Below are 18,917 nucleotides of genomic sequence, written 5' to 3'. Positions count from 1 at the left end.
GTTATTCGCCAAGGCTAGCGTTCTGGTTCGGGAGGGGCCATATCCCCCAGGGGGTACGCCACGCCAGGGAAACGGCTTCGACCTCTCTTTTCAGTGTGGGTCTGTCTGTGTCAGTTGAGTCAGCATTTCAAGAAAAAGATCCCGGGCCCGGTTCCCACGGCCGTGGGTTCGGGTAATTGCGGCAATTTCCAGAGAGTAATGCTTGGTTTCCGGAATGAGTGCCTTTAACTCGCCATTGGCAACCTGGTTCTCTACGTATGCGTCCGGCATGAAACCGATGTAGGCGCCGGACAGGATCATGGCCAGGCGTGCCTCGTAAAAATAGGAAATGGCTGCCTTATTCATGTCGGCCAGTTGGCTGCCTACCTCCGGGCTGGTGTGAATGCCGGCATGGACCACCTTGCTGGCGAGAACTTTGTCCCGCAAGTCCTTTGAGGGCACCACATCAAACAGTGGGTGCGTTCGACTGCAATAGAGGTGGAAGTGATCTGCGTACAGCGTTGCGTAATTCAGGCCGGACAGTTGCCGGTGGAACGGGATCAGTCCGATATCCGCCTCGCCATTCAGTACCATGCGCTCAATATCGTTTAGCGCCTTAACGTCCAGAAGCACATTCACTTCCGGTGCGGCTGCGGAGAAACTGGCGATGGCTTCTGGCAGCCGGGATTGGGGCTCCATGCAGACGGCGTCGCTGGCGATGACGCGCAGATCCCCGGTCAGGCGAACGTGTAGTGCATTCACGCCCGAGCGAAACCCTTCAAGCGCGGAGAACAGCCCCTTCATCAGTTCGTAGACTTCAATGCCCTCCTCCGTCAGGGAGAATCCGCCACGTCCCCGGCGGCACAGTTTAAGGTCCAGGCGTTCCTCCAGGTTGGCAATGTGGGTACTGATGGTAGAGCGCCCGATGCTCAATTCACTTTCCGCCGCCGAGAAACCGCCGCTTTCTACCACCGCCTCGAACACCTTGAGTAATCGGATCTCGTAATCACCGACTTGCCCCAGGCTGACCTTCAGGTCCTTCTTCATTGTTTGATCGCTCTCAACGTTAACGCCTAATCATCCAGATTTATCACACAAAGTGTCCGGTTTACCATCCTTCCAACGGCATACACCCAGATTTTTAGCCTTTTAAGGAGCGATTGATGACACTAAAACTGAACGAGCCCGATCTGTTTCGGGATCGCGCCTACATTAATGGTGAATGGGTAGGCGCAGCGAAAGCCCATAGCTTTCCCATCTTCAATCCCAGCACCGGCGCCACCCTGGCCCAGGTTCCCGACCTTGGCGGCGACGAAACCCGTGCCGCGATCGACGCGGCTGAAGCGGCAATGCCTGCTTGGCAGGCGCTGACGGCGAAAGAACGCGCTGGGCGTTTGCGTGCCTGGTTCAACCTGATCATGGAGCACCAGGACGACCTGGCGCACATCATGACCAGCGAACAAGGCAAGCCGTTTGCGGAAGCGAAGGGTGAAGTTGCCTATGGCGCCTCGTTCGTTGAGTGGTTCGCGGAAGAAGCCAAACGCATCTACGGCGATGTGATTCCGGCTCACGGCCCGGACAAACGCTTGGTGACCATCAAACAGCCGATTGGCGTGGTGGCGGCAATCACCCCCTGGAACTTCCCCATCGCCATGATCACGCGCAAAGTGGCGCCTGCCCTGGCCGCAGGTTGCACTGTGGTGATCAAACCGGGCGAGGATACTCCTTTGTGTGCCCTGGCTCTGGCCGAACTCAGCCAGCGGGCAGGTATTCCAGCCGGCGTAATGAATGTGGTGACCACCCTGCAGGCGCCGGAAGTAGGCCGGACCCTGTGTGACGATTCCCGCGTTCGCAAGCTGTCGTTCACCGGCTCAACTCCGGTCGGGAAGCTGCTGATGCGCCAGTGTGCCGATACCGTTAAGAAGGTATCGCTGGAACTGGGCGGCAATGCCCCGTTCATCGTGTTTGATGATGCCGATATTGATGCGGCCATTACCGGCCTGATGGCGTCCAAATTCCGGAACGCTGGGCAAACCTGCGTCTGCACCAATCGCATTCTGGTTCAGGATGGCATTCACGATGCGTTCGTTGAAAAGCTGAACGCAGCGGTCGCGGCGTTGACTGTTGGTGACGGATTCCGGGATGGGGTCACCATCGGCCCGCTGATCAACGACAAGGCGGTGGCCAAGGTTCGCGACCTGGTCGACGATGCCGTGTCTTCCGGCGCCCGGGTCTCTCAGGAGCACACCAGTACCCCCGACAACCCCAACTTCTATCCGCCTACCGTGGTAACCGGCGTAAAGCCATCCATGCGTATCGCGCAGGAGGAGATTTTTGGCCCGGTCGCCACGGTATTCCGCTTTTCCGAGGAGTCTGAAGCGATCGCCCTGGCCAACGACACCCCGTTTGGTCTGGCGGCCTATTTCTATAGCCGGGATATCGGCCGCGTCTGGCGGGTTGCCGAGGCGCTCGAATACGGCATGGTCGGCATCAACGAAGGCCTGATCTCTAACGAAGTGGCGCCGTTTGGCGGCATCAAGGAGTCCGGTATCGGCCGTGAGGGCTCTCGCTACGGCATCGATGACTTCGTGGAAATCAAATATCTGTGCATGGGCGGCATTCGCTGACCCGCCATTTACAAACAAGGAGACACGCTCATGTCCAATCAATCACTTCATCAGCGCCGTTCTGCTGCCATGGCACAAGGCCAGGGTGCGCTTCATCCGGTTTACGTCGACAAAGCCCGTAACGCCGAAATCTGGGACGTTGAAGGCAAGCGTTTCATTGATCTCGGTGCCGGCATTGCGGTTAACAATACCGGGCATAGCCATCCTCGCATTCAGGCGGCCGTGCAGGCTCAACTCGAGCGCTTTAGCCATACCTGCCTGATGGTGACTCCCTACGAGTCCGCGGTGGATCTGGCAGAAAAGCTCAACGACCTTGCCCCCGGCACTACCCCAAAAAAGAGCATCTTCGTTACCTCCGGTGCCGAAGCCGTGGAAAACTGCGTCAAGATTGCCCGCTCCTACACCGGTCGCTCCGGTGTGATTGCCTTTAAAGGCGGTTTTCACGGGCGCACCAACCTCACCATGGGGCTCACCGGTAAGGTGAAGCCGTACAAGGCGGGATTCGGTCCATTCCCGGCTGAAATCTTCCACGCGCCCTACCCGAACGCCTATCACGGAGTCTCGGTTGAGGAGTCACTGGCCGCGCTGGACGACCTGTTCCTGTGCGACATCGAACCGAATCGCGTTGCTGCCATCATCATCGAGCCGGTTCAGGGCGAAGGTGGTTTCTATCCGGCGCCTGCGGAGTTCATGCAGGCACTGCGTGACTGCTGCGACAAGCACGGTATTCTGCTCATCGCAGACGAAATCCAGACCGGTTTCGCCCGTACCGGCCGCATGTTCGCGACCGAATACTCTGGCATTGAGCCGGACCTGATGACCATGGCAAAAGGTATTGCCGGAGGCTTCCCGATTGCGGCCGTGGTTGGCAAGGCTGACATCATGGATCACCCCGGCCCGGGGGGCCTGGGCGGCACCTACGGTGGTTCCCCCATCGGCTGTGCTGCAGCGCTGACGGTGCTGGACGTAATCGAGGAAGAAAACCTGTGCGAGCGTGCCGTGGCGATTGGCGAGCGTATGACGGCGCGTCTGCGCAAGCTGCAGGAACGCTTCCCGGCCCGCATTGGGGATGTTCGTAACCTGGGCGCGATGATTGCCATGGAATTGGTGGTGGATGGTAACGTCAATTGTCCGGACCCGGAATTGACCAAAGCCCTCATCACTGAGGCCGGGCAAAACGGGCTGATCCTGCTTTCCTGCGGCATTCGTGGCAACGTTGTGCGCTTTCTGCCGGCGTTGACCATCAGCGATGAGTTGATCGATGAGAGTATGGATATTCTCGATCGCTGTTTTGCGGCCCTGAGCTGAACAGCCTCGGGCTAACAAGAACGCCACCCTACGGGGTGGCGTTCTTGTTTCCGGAACCGATTTTTGACCTTCCGTCCCAAAATATACCCTGGGGGGTATATAGGCGTTTCCACGGATCTCGTACCGTTAGAGGCATTGTAAGACCTCTAACTCAAGCGACTTCGGGAGCGACCTCGTGCCTATAACGACACACACTTCTTCCTATTACGCGGCATCTGCCAATGATAAGCAGTTGCGTCCTGCCCTGAAGGAACACATCAAATCCGACGTCTGCATTATTGGTGCAGGCTATACCGGCATGTCGACTGCCCTGCACCTCGCTGAGGCTGGCTACAAAGTCACCGTGCTGGAAGCAAGCCGGATCGGCTTTGGTGCGTCTGGCCGCAACGGTGGCCAGATCGTTAACAGCTACAGCCGTGATATCGACTTTATCGAACAGCATTACGGTGACGAGGTTGGCAAGCATATGGGGCAGATGGCGTTTGAAGGTGGCCGAATCCTGCGGCGCTTCGTTCGCGATTACAACATCCAGTGCGACCTCAAGGAAGGCGGCATTTTCGCGGCCTGCAATCGCCGCCAGTTCAATGAACTGCAAGAGAAGAAAGCGCTCTGGGAAGCCCATGGCCATCAGGGCCTGGAGTTGCTGGACAGCAACAAGACGATGGAACACATCGGTTCCGATCGCTACACCGGCGCTCTTATTGATCACACCGGCGGTCACTTCCACCCGCTGAATCTCGTGCTCGGCGAGGCTGCCGCCCTCGAATCCCTCGGTGGCACCATCTACGAAGGCAGTCCTGCAATCAGTATAGAAGAAGGCGCCATGGCGGTCGTGAAGACCGAACACGGGAGCGTTACCGCAGATTTCGTGCTGGTTGCTGGCAATGCCTACCTGAACGGCCTGTTGCCGAAGCTGGAATCCAAGGCCATTCCGTGTGGTACTCAGGTTATTGCCACGGAGCCGCTTTCTGAAGACGTTCAAAAGCGCCTATTGCCGAAAGACAACTGTGTGGAAGACTGCAACTACCTGCTGGATTACTATCGCCTGTCTGGCGACGGTCGCCTGATCTACGGTGGCGGCGTGACCTACGGCGCCCGTGAGCCCTCCAAGATCGAATCCCTAATTGTTCCCAACATGCTCAAGACCTTCCCGGAACTTAAGGGCACCAAGGTGGATTTCGCCTGGACTGGCAACTTCCTGCTTACCCTGATGCGCCTGCCGCAGTTCGGACGCATTGGTAGCAATGTCTACTACGCCCAGGGCTACAGCGGCCACGGCGTGACCTGCTCGCACCTGGCAGGAAAGGTGATCAGTGACGCGATGCGCGGCCAGGCCGAGCGCTTCGACGTGTTCTCCAGCCTGCCCCAGCCCAGCTTCCCTGGCGGCCGACTGTTCCGGATTCCTTTCACGGCCATGGGCGCCTGGTACTACAACCTGCGCGACCAGCTTGGTGTTTAAGCAAGTTAAGTAAGAGACAGGCCGCAAAGAGCCTGCTGCACAACAATGACCTGTAGTTACCGCGGCGAGAAATCGCCGCAATTCCAAAAAAAAGTAGACGATGGGTACGATAATGACACATGACACTTCGCAAACAATGGGTGACTACCCTTCTATGGAAGACCAGGCTCGGGAAACCAGAGAACGGGGCCCTCTTTTCTCCATTGCCGTATACGGCGCCATCATGGCAGGGTTTGCTTACCTCTCCTCGCAGTATACCGATGGGCAATCCTATGGGTTTGTAAGCCTGTTGCCTTCTTTGTTGATCGTGTTGGTCGCGATCAAGACCAAAAAGCCGCTCGAATCAATTTTTGCCGGCATCATTGCCGGCCTGCTCCTGCTTGAGCCGACCACCCTGATCACCAGCCTTGGCGACCTGTCCATGGGCGTGGTTCAGAACGAGACCATCGCCTGGATTGTGCTGGTTTGCGGCATGATGGGCGGTTTGATCAACATCCTGGAGCGTGGCGGCAGTGTCCTCAGTTTTGGTGAGTTCCTGGCCAGGCGGGTGAAAACCAAGCGTGGCACCATGCTGACGACCTCCTTCCTCGGCCTGGCGGTGTTCATTGATGACTACCTGAACTCCCTGGCGGTGTCCGCTTCCATGAAGAATCTGACCGACCGCTTTGGCATTTCCCGCGAGAAGCTGGCGTTTCTGGTGGATTCTACGGCGGCCCCGGTTTGTATCCTTGTTCCGCTGTCCACCTGGGCTGTGTACTTCGGTGCCCTGCTTGAGGAAAATGGAGCGGTTGCTGAAGGCCAGGGCATGTCCCTCTACATCGAGTCCATCCCTTACATGGCGTATGGCTGGGCCGCGCTGATTGTGGTGCTGCTGGTTGCATCCGGCAAGCTCAAAGACCTGGGCGCCATGAAACAGGCGGAACTGCGGGCCCAAAAAGGCCAGCCGGTTCCGGATGGCGTAGAGTCCATTGGCTTTGACACCTCGCACGTTAAGCGCCCGCCGGTCATGGTTGGCATGATGAACTTCATCCTGCCGATGGCGGTACTGGTTTCAGCCAGCATCTACTACGAGATTGACCTGCTTCTGGGTGCACTGGTGGCTTCCGGTTTCACCATGGTGCTGTACTTCTGGCAGCGACTGATGAGCTTCGGTCAGCTGGCCGATGCCATGCTGGATGGTTTCAAGGTGATGCTGCATCCGATCGCCGTGGTTGCCGCCGGCTTCATGATCAAGGAAATCAACGACCAGCTGGGCATGACCACCTACATCATCGAAACCATTACCCCATACCTGTCTCCGGAACTGATGCCGGCGCTGGTGTTCGTCACCATGGCTGCTGTGGTATTTGCCACCGGTTCAAGCTGGGGTGTGTTCGTGGTATCCCTGCCCATCGTAATTCCGATGGCGGTAGCGATGGATGTCTCCATGCCGCTGACCGTAGGCGCCCTGCTTTCGGCCTCTGCGTTCGGTAGCCATGCCTGCTTCTTCAGTGACTCAACGGTTCTGTCGTCTACCGGTTCCGGCTGTACCCCGATGCAGCACGCCCTGACCCAGATCCCGTACGCCCTGATCGGCGCGGCACTGGCGTTTATCTCTCTGATTGTCCTTGGCTACGCAGTCTCCTGATCACTAGCCCTTTTGCCAGGTGGAGCACTGCTCTGCCTGGCAAACTCTCTCCTTTTTCCCTACCGAGCTAAGCGGGAAGCACCGCTTGGTTCCCAGAATTCGTTGCATGGCTCAGCAGCATAAGCCCGACAAAAAATAAGAGCAGCTTGCTCAATTTCCTCTGCCGCACAACGCCGTATTCGCATATTGCTCCTTCTTTGGAAAGATATATCGCCTTGGCTTTGCGGCGCACCGAAGCGCCAGCGAAGGTGCGTCCGACAACAGCCACTGGTTATGTGGCACGTGAACGATTCCGTCGAGCTACTCCTCGTGACTCCGCGTAAAGTCGTCCACTTCATCGTATACGGTCACGGAAATCCGCTCACCTATCTCCCGCATTCCCTTCATCTCGGACGGATTATCCGCCACCCAGAAGGCCTTCCAGTTCTCTACTGAATCCCACTTTGCCACTGTCAGAATTTCAGTCGGATCTTCTGGGCTGCGAAGCATAAAACTTCCCAACGCTCCCGCCACAGTCTCATGTATATGATTCGTGGTGCGGCTCCACACCTCTTGGAAGTTCGCAAAGTCGTCTTCCTTTACTTTCCAACGGTAAACTACTCGAATCACCTTACCTCCTTCTCACATAACGCCCGCAGCACGGGCAAGTTTGCAGCGCAGCGAAAAACTTGTACCAGTGCCTGCGATTGTCAGGCATTTGTACGCAAAAAATCACCATCGATAATAAGTAGATGAGCTCCGTTTTCAGTGTTTGAGCGGTGGGAGCTCAAATCGTCCGATACGATGTACGACATCCCTTCCCGCAATACCGATCTCGAGCCATCCTTCAATTCGTTGGTAACTTCACCTTTGTGCTCGGTCCTCGGAACACTTGCCCAGTCAATGGTCTGAAATGGGATAGCTTGTTTTTTCATTGTCTGTCCAAATTGATTGTTGGTGCCTAACAGCAATTAGGTGGCCCGCTGCATCATTGCACACCGCTGACTGCATCATGACTACGCAATCTCACAGCAACAACGCACCAATGATCACTTTATAAAACAACAGCGTAGCCAGTCAGCAAGCACTTCGCTATGGAATCATCTGGCGTCCATGTTGTGCTCTCGCAATCGTACTGAACAAACCAGACAGACTGCCGCACTCGCCGACAATACTGATCGGTTTCCGCCCCGAGCCGTCGACGCATGGCGCTCTCGTCAATCGCGATGAGCAACCGGCGCCCAGGTTTCCGCCCACGTATGGTTGGCACTTTCGCCCCGGGCAGCCAGTGCGTCGTTCAGAAAATCGATGAACACCCGAACCTTGGCGGGCAGGTAATCACGTTTGGGGTAAATAGCGAAGACACCGCTGCCCGGATCCGGGGGGCGGAAATAGGGGTATAGCGACACCAGGGCACCACAGTCCAGTCCTTCCTTGGCGAGGAAGTGAGGCAACTGGGCAAAGCCGAGACCGTCGACGCACATGTACGCCATGGCTTCACCATCATCCGTGAGATAGCGGCGCTCCAGCTCATAGGGCTGATACTCCCCTGACTCGTCGGGCAGGAAGATCGGCTGTAGCTGCTGGGTTTCCTTGATGCGAAAACCAATCCAGGGGTGCGAGTGAAAGTCTTCGCGACGACGGGGCGTGCCGTACTCCTCCAGATACCGGGGCGACGCGCAGACCAGGAAATCCATCGGGCTGAGGCGTCGGGCCACCAGACGGCTGTCCTTTACATAGCCGGTTCGCAGTGCCACATCGATGTCGTTGTCGATGATATCCACATGCAGGTCATTAATTTCGAGCTCCAGACGGATGTCCGGATACTGAAGGCAAAACGCCCGCAACAAGGGGCGCAGATAGAGGTGGCCGTAGCAGACGGCGGAACTGATGCGCAGAGTGCCGCTGGGTGAGCGGTTGATCTGCTTGAGCTCCGCTTCACAACTGGAGAGGTCCTGCATCATCTTGCGTACGGTGTTGGCGTAACGCTCACCGGCGGTGGTAATCCGCAGTTGCCGGGTTGAACGCTGGAAGAGCGTCAGCCCCAACTGGGCCTCCAGGCGCCCAATGGCCTTGCTGACGGTGGACGGGTCGCTGCCACACAACCTGGCTGCCGCCGCGAAACTGCCGCCATCACAGGTGGCGATAAAGATTTCCAGTGACCGTAACTTGTCCATCAGCCCAGTATAGCAACAAAGAATCATGAACAATATTCACGACTGTTTGGGATGACAGGCCGATTTTCCCGAATTTTCAGGTGCCTAGAATTCGTTAACCAACCACGCACATGTCTGGGGAAAACCGTTGAAACACCATGATCCAAATCCCATAGCCACCACCGGCACCCTGGCCTATTGCCTTCTGGCGTTTGTTGCCATGGCAGGCCTTGCCTACATCAACTTCCTGCCCGGAGTCGTTAACGCGCTCGCGGGAAACATCGGATTCAGTGACGCCCAGGCCGGGCAGATCGTTGCGCTCAACGGTTACGGCGGCTTGCTGGGCAGTGCCATTGCGATTGCCCTGATACGCCGGGTGCAATGGCAATACGCCATGCTGATCTTCCTGACCCTACTGGCCATGGTTGACCTGGCCACCGCCTGGGTGGAGCCCTACCCGTTGCTGCTCGGCTGGCGCTTTAGCGCCGGCGTGCTGGGCGGGCTCTGTGTCGGCATTGGGCTTGCGGTGCTGGCGCGATTGAACGACCCCGACCGGGCATTCGGCCTGTTGATGTTCGTCCAGTTCAGCCTGGGCTCCGTGGTTATCTATCTGCTGCCGGGACTGGAAACCGTCCTTGGCCCCCACGCCGTGTTCTACGTGATGGCTACCCTGGCTGCCCTGAGCCTGATTTTCCTTCCGTTCCTGCCCACCCTGCGGCTCGGTAGCCGTCCAGCCGAACCATCCACCCCCTTGCCTGCCAACACGACGCTCCTGCTGCTGGCCATCCTCGGCTATCAGGTGGCGGCCAGCGGGATCTGGGCCTACGTGGGGCTGATCGGCCGTGATGCGGGCATGGCGGCCGAACCGGTCAGCCAGTACATCGCCGCGACCGGCTTGCTGGGGCTGTTGGGCGCCATGCTGCCGGTGATCAGTGGCAAGCGCTTTGGCCGCCTGTTCTGGGTGACCACCGGTCTGGCCATGTCGATGGTTGCCGTCGTTCTGCTGGACTACGCCCAGCACACCGTCCTCTATGTGGCGGCGATGGCCCTGCTGTTCTTCGCATGGCCCGCGGTGCAATCGTTCCTGCTCGCGGTTACCGCAGACATGGACCGCACCGGGCGACTCTCGGCCATGGCCGGCCTCACCGCCTACGTCGGACTGGCGTCCGGTCCCCTGCTCGCCGCCAGCCTGCTCGAGCGCGACAGCTTTTCGGTCATGCTCTACAGCTGTGCAGGCATTTTCTTCATGAGCTTTGTGCTGCTGTTACGGCCCGTTCAGGCCCAGGACGCTCCGGTAAGCGCCGTATCGCTGTCGCAATAGTCGGTCACAACCCGACACCCTGATTCGTCATTACTTACATCAACCCCTACGTCACAGAAGGTAGCAACATGATTCGATATCTCTTGAACAAGATGCTGATGGCCATGCACCGGCGATACGACTATGACGTTCGCTACTTGCAGGAGATCCTGCAGACCGACCTACCAGCGTTCCTGAAATACCTGGGCTTTCAGATGATGGCGGTCCATTCAGCGAAAGTCCCTGCGGAACCCCTGTTTGCCGCCAGGGTAAGGGCGATCATCTGGGACGATTGCGGCCCCTGCACGCAACTGGTGGTCAACATGGCGCTGGAAGCAAAGGTGAGCCCGGATCGGGTTCGTGCCATGGTGGACATGGATCTGGACAGCCTGCCGGAAAGCACCGCCCTGGTGGCTCGCTTTACCGAGCTGGTGCTGGCCCATAACCCGGAAGCGGACGAGTTGCGGGAGCAGATCCGCGCCCTGTGGGGCAGCAAAGGCCTGATCTCCATCGCCTATAGCATCAGTTCGTCCCGGGTCTACCCGGCACTGAAATACACCCTCGGGTACGGACACGCCTGCAGCCGTGTCCAGGTCAACGACCACACCCTGGTCCCCACCCGCTCAGCGGAGGCGAAACATGGCTAAACAACTGATTACCGTAACAGCGTTCATCATCGGGCTGGCCCTGTTCGCCAACGGCGTGTTCATGCTGGTGGCGCCCGAAGCCTGGTATTGGACCGTGCCTGGCGTACCGGTTCGGGGATCGTTCAATCAGCACTTTGTGCGGGACATTGGCATCCAGTACCTGCTGATGGGCGTGGCTTTCGCTTATGGTGCCCGCAACAGCCAGCATCGGCTGCTGCTGTGGGCGCTACCCACCACCTGGCTGGTCGGCCACGCGATCTTCCATGTCCTGGAAGTCGCCGTGGGCCTGTGCGGGCCTGAATACCTGCTGGTGGACTTTGCGGGGGTGACCTTGCCTGCACTGATCAGTCTGGGCCTGGTTTATGGTCACTATCGAGTGGGACGAGGAGCCAACCTGGCTCTCAGCGACGCGGTTAATGCCCCTGTTCACCCTGAGGCCATCTGAGGAAAGAGGCCAGCAAGAGCTTGGAATAGAGACGATGCAAGCCACCAAGCGCATGAAACGCCAGACCAAACTTACTGTCTGACCGGTGCTCGACGACCCATGCCGAAAAGTTGCGGGTTTCGTCACGTGCAAGTTGCCGGGCCTGGTCGTCAGTCGATGGAAATCCCAATGTCTTCGACAACAACCAGAGCTCGACTTTGAAAAGCCGCGTTGTGTAAAAGGCCTCCACCAGCTCCGACAAGTTGACGGCTCACGGCACCGTCATCGTGTAGCAATCGGTGAAAGCGCCGTCAGATTGGTAGGCGCCAAGATAGGAATTTTCCGGCACGGTGGATGGCGCTGGCACGAACTACACCTTCTTGACGAACTTGGCGGTCACCATCATTTCGCCCACTCCGGGAAGTTTGCAGTCGAGCTCATGATCCTTTCCTTCCACGATTCGTCTTATGGCGGTCTTGGTCCCAATCTTGAGCACTTGCGAGCTGCCTTTCACCTTGAGGTCCTTAATCAGGGTTACCTGATCGCCTGCTTCCAGAACCGTGCCGTTGGCATCCCTGACAACGAAGGTGTCTTCGGCCGTTACCTCCGATGGATTCCACTCGTGACCACACTCGGGGCAAACAAGGTTTGGTTGATCTTCATAGACATACTCGGAATTGCATTTTGGACACGGGGGATACGACATGATCGTTGTTACTCTGGATTCTGATGATTGAATGGCTGGGGCTTCGTCTGCGGGACGTTGCGCTTATACCTGGCGGCGAAGCAGTAACCGGTGTCGCGCCGCCAGCCCCGGAACGAGCTACATCTGCCGGTTCTGCGACGCCCAGTCTTCGCGGGTCATTCGATAGAGCCGCACCAGTCGGTTATGAAATTCCTGCACGGTGTAGTCTCCGAATCCTGCCTTCTCAGTCACCCTGACGGAATCGGTATGCTCCGGCTCAATGATAACAACGACCGACTCACAGTGTTTTTGATCGAAGGCATACCGCATCACACCTTTGACCGCTTCGGTGGCCAACCCCTGATGCCAGAATCTGCGCGCCAGGCGATAGCCCAGATTGACTTCCTCAACGTCGCCGACCAGCTCAGGCCCAACGCCACAGAAGCCAACAAGATCGCCTGATCCCCTCTCGGACAACGCCCAGGGGCCGATGCCGTGGGATGAGTAACACTCGATGCACCAGTTTATAAATTTGCGGATAGCTTCCTCGTCGCACACTCCCCGAACGGAGTATTTCATGACGTCCGGGTCGCTCAGAATGTCAGTAAGCACGGGAACGTCCTGGTGGGATAGCTGCCTGGCAATCAGCCTTTGTGTTTCAAACAATTGCACTGAATTCTCCCTGTGCATAATGCCTCGCTGATGCGCCGATGTGGCAGTCACTTCAGGCATGAAGGGTTTCATAATCTTCCGGGATCGGTTGCTCTGGCGGAGGCATCCGGTGGGAGCCGAGGGCCGGAACGAACTTAATTGACTTGTTACAGGGCATCAGTCGCTTCCTGAATTTGGCGCTTACGCAGTGCTTCGTATTCTCCGAAAACCTGATGAAAACGATCCTTTCTCACGAAGGGGAACTGGAGATGGTAATGACGGGTAAAGCCCTGCACGTGGCGAGTTTCTTTTCCGTAGATCGGATTCTCGTCACACCACTCATTGTTGAGACCGCGCACAGTAGCTTTGTAGACGCTAATGGTTTGATCTTTGATGTCCACGAAGTAGGTGGCAAAAGCAGCTTTGATCAAGAGATAACCTTTGCATGAAGACTGTTCGACAAACAACGAGTGATCGGTTTGCCCGATCATAATTGGGACATCCTTAAACGTCTCAATTTCACCGAAATTCGTTCTGATCGTCATGCCATAGGCGTCGCAACCCATTCGGAATTCACCGAGAGGATTGAGTTCAATATGCTCGACTACCGCTTCCCTTCTCATGATCTGCTTTGCAAGTCCCTGTAACGCCCGCATCAGCGGCGCGGCGCTGCCGCGTCCGACTGCATGCGTTTGTTAGCGTCAATACCTAACTTCATTGACCTTATACACTCGGCTAGGCGAACCAAACACATCTATAAGCTGCTGCTCTGTAATTGGCAATGTATAAAAGTCATTTCCATTTGGAGTTCCGATAACCGGATACTCACGACCTCCGGAACAGTGAGAGCATATTCCTATAGATTTAAACCGACCATCGTCAAATGTGATATGGAAACCGCCACCCACATAGGTCTGATATTCTGTTACTTTTTTCTTCAAATGCTCCGGCCATTGTGATGGGGGTATAAACCGCGGCAAATACCTGGCAACTGACTCTGGTTTCACTTCTGATAGCAATATGGGAGGCGCATCTGGTGTCAATTTCACTAATACTTTCATTATCTTAGCGTCAGTCACCCTGCCAATTTCTATAAATAGTGTGTAATAAAGAGTCTCAGGAGCGTCATTAAGATGTTCTCCATGGGCGACTAAAGCGTCTTTCTCAAAGCGGGAAACATTGGCACATCCTGCCAAAATGCCTGTTAATAAAGCTACCATCCAAATCCGACGCATATACCTACTCGCTAACGCCAGCCAGCATGCGCGGCTACGGAATGGAGGCGAAGCCACAATGCAGTGGGCGTCGCGTGCCTGGCCTTGTTAGTTTCTTTGCAGATGCTCACTTAATTGCATCACCCGAAACCGACTCAAAGCCTCCCCAGAACCCTTTGTGCGCCCGCACAAAATCTCCTGAAATAAGTTTGAAATTAACGATGTATGTGTCATACGCATAAGGAGAGCTCCCAGTCGAGTGACGAGAACTTTCATCAACAAAACCAAGCCGCAGACGACTTTTTTGAAGATCGTTGTCTAATACTGAGATGTCGAGATCGTAAAACACCAGATCATCCGGAGCGACGTTCGGGTACTCCTTCTGAATATGGACAATTGCGGCAGCTTTGAAGTCATCTACCTTGATTCCCTCGATTGCCTGCACGCCAAACGCCCATACGCATCCCAAAAACAGAACCAAAAACCTCATGACATACTCCTTAAAAACTAACGCTGAGCTAAGCGGCGCCACGTCAGTGGCGTCCGGCGGCCATCGGCCGCGAACTGCTGCGCCTTGTTATAAATTACTCAACGTACTTGTCGTACGCCCGTTCTTCGCAGAGTGCATGCCACACCTCTTGCGGAATTAGCTTGCTCGCCCAACCGTAGTAGCCCCACGTTTTAGTGAGATCTTCTTGCCAACAATCGTCGCAGATCAAGGAATGATAATGAACGTGGCCCGCCATGATATCCAGATAGATCTCGTGGAGACTCTTCGGGTTGTTGCAATAGCATTTGAACTTCTTATCTCGAGTTCTATCGGTGAGAGGGCCAACTAGCCTCTGGTAAATGAGGGGGTAGTTTTTCTTCAACCGTTGATGAACCGCATCCAGGACATCAACCCTGCCTCTCTCGAGAGCGTTGTCACGGAGACGTAACAGCTCCTTTTCGGAGTCATATCGCCCTTGGTGGATTCTGGATACGAGGCCCGTCATTGGACTACCTCAATTTATAACGCCAGCAATAAACGGCGCCCTGACAAGGGCGTCCGGTGGAGGCCAAAAGGCCGGAACGAATTTAATTGCCTTGTTAAATACTGCAGACAAGAAAACTCCATCCGCTCAATAACGCGCCAAGACAGAAAGCGACGTAGGAACCACCGCAGGTCCGTATTGCCCAACGCTTTTGCCACTGTTTATCGTTGTGCTTTTCTTTTTCGTTGATCTGGCGCATGAACTCGTTTTGAGTGAGATAGGCTAAGAAAGTGGCAACTGCGTCCAAGAAAACTCCAGAAGCGAAGGCAAAAAGCCCGAAAACGATTAGCTTGCTGCCGCTGGAGCTCACATTACCAATGAAGGTCAGCAAAGCAATGCATGCCCCTCCATTCACCAAGATGGCGCTTTTCAATGCTAGCTCAGCCATGCTGATTACAGAGCGAAAATGCTCGAAAGCATGTAACTGCTGTAGCTCGGCGATTTTCACTTTTGTTTCATCTTCCATGGGTAACTCTGGTATTTAACGTTATAATCAGCCGCCGTTTTCAAGCGGTCGGCTGAATTAACTTGTTAAATTTAAACTTATTAGCCACGTATTTGGCTGAGTTTTCGATATAAGGAAAAACGGTGCTATCATTAATATTCAGATAGTCAAGCTCTCCCAAAATATAATTTTTATTAGTCACAGATATTCTCGTAACCGTTATCTCAGACGTCCCATCTTCATCAAATATCGAATCCAGGCCAAACAACAGAAATGCGCCAGATTGCGAGGAAATTCTGTCGTTACTTTGTTTTCCTTTGACGCATAAAATCTTGCGCAGATCGTCGGGGATTATAGCGGCCTCAAAAAATGGTTTTTCTTCTTTGATAAAGTGAAGAAGACGTCTCACTGGTCGCTGATCATTGAACCCTTCTTCCTTAAAGCTTATTTCATCTTTCTCAGACTGAGGAAGTCTAGCAAGGTTGGCGATACAGCTTGCCACATCTGAATCGAAATACTTAACGTCTTTTCTTTTCACGGAGAATATAATGACCTCTCCATCTTCGTTGCCTGATGATTTGCACGCGAAATAAAGGGCTATCAAGGGATTTGAAGTTATATCGAGCAACCGTGTTGGCAATGAGTAGTGCTGCATCCTTACAAGGCTATCGAGAGTATATTTATCTGTTTGAAAGTCAGCAGAGTTTGAAACCAAAAGCTCTCTGTACAATAAATGCTCACTATCCTTGTAAAGATAGTTACCCTCTTCATCCCTGCGAAACAATGAGGGCTCTAGTTTGTATTTTTTCTTGTTGGAATGGCCTCGATAAAATACTTCACGGTCATCGCCCTGATCGATGCCAAATACCTTGCCAATAAACTCCTGGACCGTACTGATAGCCGGATTTAAAGGTTCCTCCGGGACCGGACGTTCTTGTATATCAGCGGTTCTGCCAAGATCACCTTCGAGAATGCCTCGGTCACTTAGCCTGCCAAAGAGGTCTTCATCTTTGACAGCCCAGTGTGTTCTATTCATCTCCCATCCGCGTATATCTAAAAGCGGCGCGATAGGCTGAATCTGATCAAAAGGTATTGGTTCTATATCCTTATCAAACTCGAATTCAATAAGAATATTTCTTCTGCGTAGTTTTATAGATGTGATATACCCAATACGGATATCTGAATCTTCACCTTCGTACGCAAAAAGACAGGGGTAGCTTTTGAGGTTTTCAATGTGTGTTGGACTTAAGTCCTTAAGAGCTTCAGCAACCTCTTCATTGGTGTACTCAAGAAAACGGCTTCTGTCATATTCATAGAAGCCTTCATCCCAAGCTCCTTCCATAGCTGTCACAAGCAGATTGTACATGAGCCCCTCTAATTATTAATTTAACGCCCGCGTAACGGGCTAGCTTGGCGCGTCAGCGGAAAACCAGTCCCGTTGGCGCTCTGGTTAAATGATTAGGCACCAATTGTCACAGCAGCTAAGCCCGTTCGGTAAAGAACTTCCTCTCCTAGTGCCACTGGGTGGTATGACATCCCTTGAAGCTCTGAGTGGTGCTTTGTAATCGCTACGCCAATTTCACCGGAATACTTGGTTTCAACAACATAGGAGGCAGGGAAAGTGAAATCTATGATTTCGCTTGACGGGAGCGATAACCAGGCATGCAGATGCCGTTTGGATTGAAAACTCGGCGACCTCGACATCTCCAGCAATTGGTCTTCAGTTATTCGCCAGTATTCTTCCCCATGGATATTCATATGGCCAATAGTAAATATCGGCTTAACCCCTATAATCTTTTCGACGTCTTCCAGCAACTCGTAGTGAATAGCCAAACATTTATGCGCAAGTTTAGACGGGGCTGGAGGGCCGTACCGCTCCACCAGAAGAGATGCCAAAGCCTCCATTTTTTCGTCTGTGAGCAACGGGGCCAGCTCAGACTCTGGCAAAGATACACCCGAGGCTCCAAGTTTCTTGGATGTGTTATTTGCATCTTTTAATAAACTAAAATATGAACTCATGATTTCCTTCTTAATTTAACGCTGAGCGCACGGGCGGCCGTTTTATGGCCGTCCGCGTGCCGTGACTTGTTATATCTATTTTGCGACTCGAGTGATGGTTCCCTGCGCAACTGCGACCGTACACTCTCCATCGTCTCCAATCGCTATCACATTGCACTGGCAGACCGCTTGATTCTTGCCTGCTGAAAGTACAGAGGCTGTGGCAAGCAATTTCTTCCCAATAGCTGGGCGCAGATAATTAATTTTGAACTCCGAGGTAACTGAATCTCCTAAAACCGACCCACCGGCATAGGTCAGCGCATTATCTGCCAAGTAGCTAATTACCCCACCGTGAACAAATCCGTGTTGCTGCTTCAGCTGATCACGGACCTTGAGTGAGAGGTTGGCCAGCCCAGGCTCGAAAACTTCTAGTTCGGTTCCCAGTAGAACGCTGAACGGTTGACTCTCTAATATATTCTTCCCGAACTCGAACAGCTCACTCATAATTTGCTTTCCTTGCAGATATAACGCCGGAGCGCACCGGCGCACTTTAGTGCGTCCGAGTGACGCGAATTGTTAGGGCAGGTCTCGTGCATGATCCGTCACTCCGATCAATCCACGGAGACTTTCTGTAAGTTCTCTCTTTATTGCCGGGATCTGATCTAAATCCGCTAGTGCCTTGTCTTGCTTCGCCAACAGTTTTTCAATCTCATTATTCGTCATGTTGCGTCGTGCCATTCGCTTCTCTGATACCCGGTAGTCTCTGACACTATAGAAAACGCCCCTATGAAACTTTTCGAATAAGTTTTCCACTGACTCTGGAATCAAAAGTCTATTCTCGTCAAGGTAGGACAACAGTTCTCGCCAGCGAATAATAAACTCCTCATACTGCTCTCCTTTGTCACCCGCTGCATGAACAGCCGCATCAATCGAGCGTTCAAAGCCCACGATTAGTTGGTAAAGGTTGATTATGACGTTTGCCTGCTTCTCAAAAATTCCACCATAGGAGATCTGCAGCCGGATTCTTTCCTTTTCCAATTCGGAACGGTATGAAGAGATAGAGTGCTCTGACTCCAGTTGCAGTTTATTCTTGAAGGTTTCTACATCCTTGGTCAGGAAGTGAGCGATGATGGACTTACAAAGAAAACCAATCGCTCCGATTGCAACTCCATTTGCAACTGCTGAGGCTATGATGACTTGGTATAGCTCCATAATTCCCTTTCTACCCTAACGCCAATATTCAGCGGCGGCCTTTGCGTAGCGAAGCGGAGAAAAGGCCGTCCGGTGGAGGCTCGCCAGGGCCGGAATGGTATTCCCCCAAATAAATGGACACGCTTCCATCAGTTAGCGCCCTCGAACTCCAGCGGACTCCGGTAGCCAAGGC

20 protein-coding genes are annotated in these 18,917 nt (G+C 54.3%); 7 read left to right on the top strand and 13 right to left on the bottom strand.

What is annotated here, in order from left to right; all coding sequences use genetic code 11:
* Window positions 1–90: 90 nt before the first annotated feature.
* Window positions 91–1,026: a LysR family transcriptional regulator gene (locus tag KZO34_RS16070; RefSeq protein ID WP_219477876.1), complete on the bottom strand. Its 936-nt coding sequence runs from the start codon at window positions 1,024–1,026 to the stop codon at window positions 91–93.
* A gap of 116 nt (window positions 1,027–1,142) precedes the next feature.
* Between KZO34_RS16070 and KZO34_RS16065 the strand changes: the two genes are divergently transcribed.
* The 4 genes from KZO34_RS16065 (at window position 1,143) to KZO34_RS16050 (ending at window position 7,000) form a co-directional block, all read left to right on the top strand.
* Complete coding sequence (locus KZO34_RS16065) at window positions 1,143–2,606, top strand: NAD-dependent succinate-semialdehyde dehydrogenase (protein WP_219477875.1); 1,464 nt, start codon at window positions 1,143–1,145, stop codon at window positions 2,604–2,606.
* A gap of 30 nt (window positions 2,607–2,636) precedes the next feature.
* Complete coding sequence (gene gabT, locus KZO34_RS16060) at window positions 2,637–3,914, top strand: 4-aminobutyrate--2-oxoglutarate transaminase (protein WP_219477874.1); 1,278 nt, start codon at window positions 2,637–2,639, stop codon at window positions 3,912–3,914.
* Between the two features lie 175 nt (window positions 3,915–4,089).
* Window positions 4,090–5,373 (top strand): NAD(P)/FAD-dependent oxidoreductase, encoded by a 1,284-nt coding sequence (locus tag KZO34_RS16055; protein WP_308318836.1) that lies wholly within the window; start codon window positions 4,090–4,092, stop codon window positions 5,371–5,373.
* Between the two features lie 154 nt (window positions 5,374–5,527).
* Entirely contained in the window at window positions 5,528–7,000 is a 1,473-nt protein-coding gene (locus KZO34_RS16050) for a Na+/H+ antiporter NhaC family protein (protein WP_257900488.1), read from the top strand.
* A 300-nt stretch (window positions 7,001–7,300) separates the two neighbouring features.
* Here KZO34_RS16050 and KZO34_RS16045 read toward each other — a convergent pair whose 3' ends face one another.
* Window positions 7,301–7,609 carry an antibiotic biosynthesis monooxygenase family protein gene (locus KZO34_RS16045; protein WP_219477872.1) on the bottom strand — a complete coding sequence of 103 codons (309 nt, stop codon included), beginning with the start codon at window positions 7,607–7,609 and terminating at the stop codon, window positions 7,301–7,303.
* A 587-nt stretch (window positions 7,610–8,196) separates the two neighbouring features.
* Window positions 8,197–9,156, bottom strand: a complete 960-nt coding sequence (locus tag KZO34_RS16040) for a LysR family transcriptional regulator (protein ID WP_219477871.1) — start codon at window positions 9,154–9,156, stop codon at window positions 8,197–8,199.
* Window positions 9,157–9,283: 127 nt separating this feature from the next.
* On the opposite strand from KZO34_RS16040, the gene KZO34_RS16035 reads away from it, so the two are divergent.
* The 3 genes from KZO34_RS16035 (at window position 9,284) to KZO34_RS16025 (ending at window position 11,527) form a co-directional block, all read left to right on the top strand.
* On the top strand, window positions 9,284–10,456 hold the full coding sequence (locus KZO34_RS16035; RefSeq protein WP_219477870.1) for an MFS transporter: 1,173 nt from the start codon (window positions 9,284–9,286) through the stop codon (window positions 10,454–10,456).
* Window positions 10,457–10,524: 68 nt separating this feature from the next.
* Window positions 10,525–11,082 carry a hypothetical protein gene (locus KZO34_RS16030; RefSeq protein WP_219477869.1) on the top strand — a complete coding sequence of 186 codons (558 nt, stop codon included), beginning with the start codon at window positions 10,525–10,527 and terminating at the stop codon, window positions 11,080–11,082.
* Complete coding sequence (locus KZO34_RS16025; protein WP_219477868.1) at window positions 11,075–11,527, top strand: hypothetical protein; 453 nt, start codon at window positions 11,075–11,077, stop codon at window positions 11,525–11,527. The genes KZO34_RS16030 and KZO34_RS16025 overlap by 8 nt, the downstream gene beginning before the upstream one ends.
* A 349-nt stretch (window positions 11,528–11,876) precedes the next feature.
* Here the strand turns inward: KZO34_RS16025 and KZO34_RS16020 are convergent, their stop codons facing one another.
* The 10 genes from KZO34_RS16020 to KZO34_RS15975 all read right to left on the bottom strand — a co-directional run bounded on the left by KZO34_RS16020 (window position 11,877) and on the right by KZO34_RS15975 (window position 18,745).
* Entirely contained in the window at window positions 11,877–12,212 is a 336-nt protein-coding gene (locus KZO34_RS16020) for a zinc ribbon domain-containing protein YjdM (protein WP_219477867.1), read from the bottom strand.
* 117 nt (window positions 12,213–12,329) lie between these two features.
* The gene (locus KZO34_RS16015; protein ID WP_219477866.1) at window positions 12,330–12,863 is read right to left on the bottom strand and encodes a GNAT family N-acetyltransferase; all 534 of its coding nucleotides are present in this window, start codon (window positions 12,861–12,863) and stop codon (window positions 12,330–12,332) included.
* 146 nt (window positions 12,864–13,009) lie between these two features.
* Window positions 13,010–13,465: a hypothetical protein gene (locus KZO34_RS16010; RefSeq protein ID WP_219477865.1), complete on the bottom strand. Its 456-nt coding sequence runs from the start codon at window positions 13,463–13,465 to the stop codon at window positions 13,010–13,012.
* Between the two features lie 78 nt (window positions 13,466–13,543).
* A complete protein-coding gene (locus tag KZO34_RS16005) occupies window positions 13,544–14,077 on the bottom strand; it encodes a hypothetical protein (protein WP_219477864.1) in 534 nt (177 codons plus the stop codon).
* A gap of 106 nt (window positions 14,078–14,183) precedes the next feature.
* Entirely contained in the window at window positions 14,184–14,546 is a 363-nt protein-coding gene (locus tag KZO34_RS16000) for a hypothetical protein (RefSeq protein ID WP_219477863.1), read from the bottom strand.
* A 599-nt stretch (window positions 14,547–15,145) separates the two neighbouring features.
* Window positions 15,146–15,556, bottom strand: a complete 411-nt coding sequence (locus KZO34_RS15995) for a hypothetical protein (protein ID WP_219477862.1) — start codon at window positions 15,554–15,556, stop codon at window positions 15,146–15,148.
* A 40-nt stretch (window positions 15,557–15,596) separates the two neighbouring features.
* Window positions 15,597–16,901 carry an FRG domain-containing protein gene (locus tag KZO34_RS15990; RefSeq protein ID WP_219477861.1) on the bottom strand — a complete coding sequence of 435 codons (1,305 nt, stop codon included), beginning with the start codon at window positions 16,899–16,901 and terminating at the stop codon, window positions 15,597–15,599.
* Window positions 16,902–16,993: 92 nt separating this feature from the next.
* Entirely contained in the window at window positions 16,994–17,554 is a 561-nt protein-coding gene (locus KZO34_RS15985) for a hypothetical protein (RefSeq protein WP_219477860.1), read from the bottom strand.
* Between the two features lie 75 nt (window positions 17,555–17,629).
* On the bottom strand, window positions 17,630–18,037 hold the full coding sequence (locus KZO34_RS15980) for a PaaI family thioesterase (RefSeq protein ID WP_219477859.1): 408 nt from the start codon (window positions 18,035–18,037) through the stop codon (window positions 17,630–17,632).
* Between the two features lie 72 nt (window positions 18,038–18,109).
* Complete coding sequence (locus KZO34_RS15975; RefSeq protein WP_219477858.1) at window positions 18,110–18,745, bottom strand: hypothetical protein; 636 nt, start codon at window positions 18,743–18,745, stop codon at window positions 18,110–18,112.
* Window positions 18,746–18,917: the final 172 nt, after the last annotated feature.

This window comes from Marinobacter sp. F4206 (assembly GCF_019392195.1).
In the GTDB taxonomy this organism is placed as follows: Bacteria; Pseudomonadota; Gammaproteobacteria; order Pseudomonadales; family Oleiphilaceae; genus Marinobacter.
This window is presented reverse-complemented; position numbering and strand designations above follow the sequence as displayed.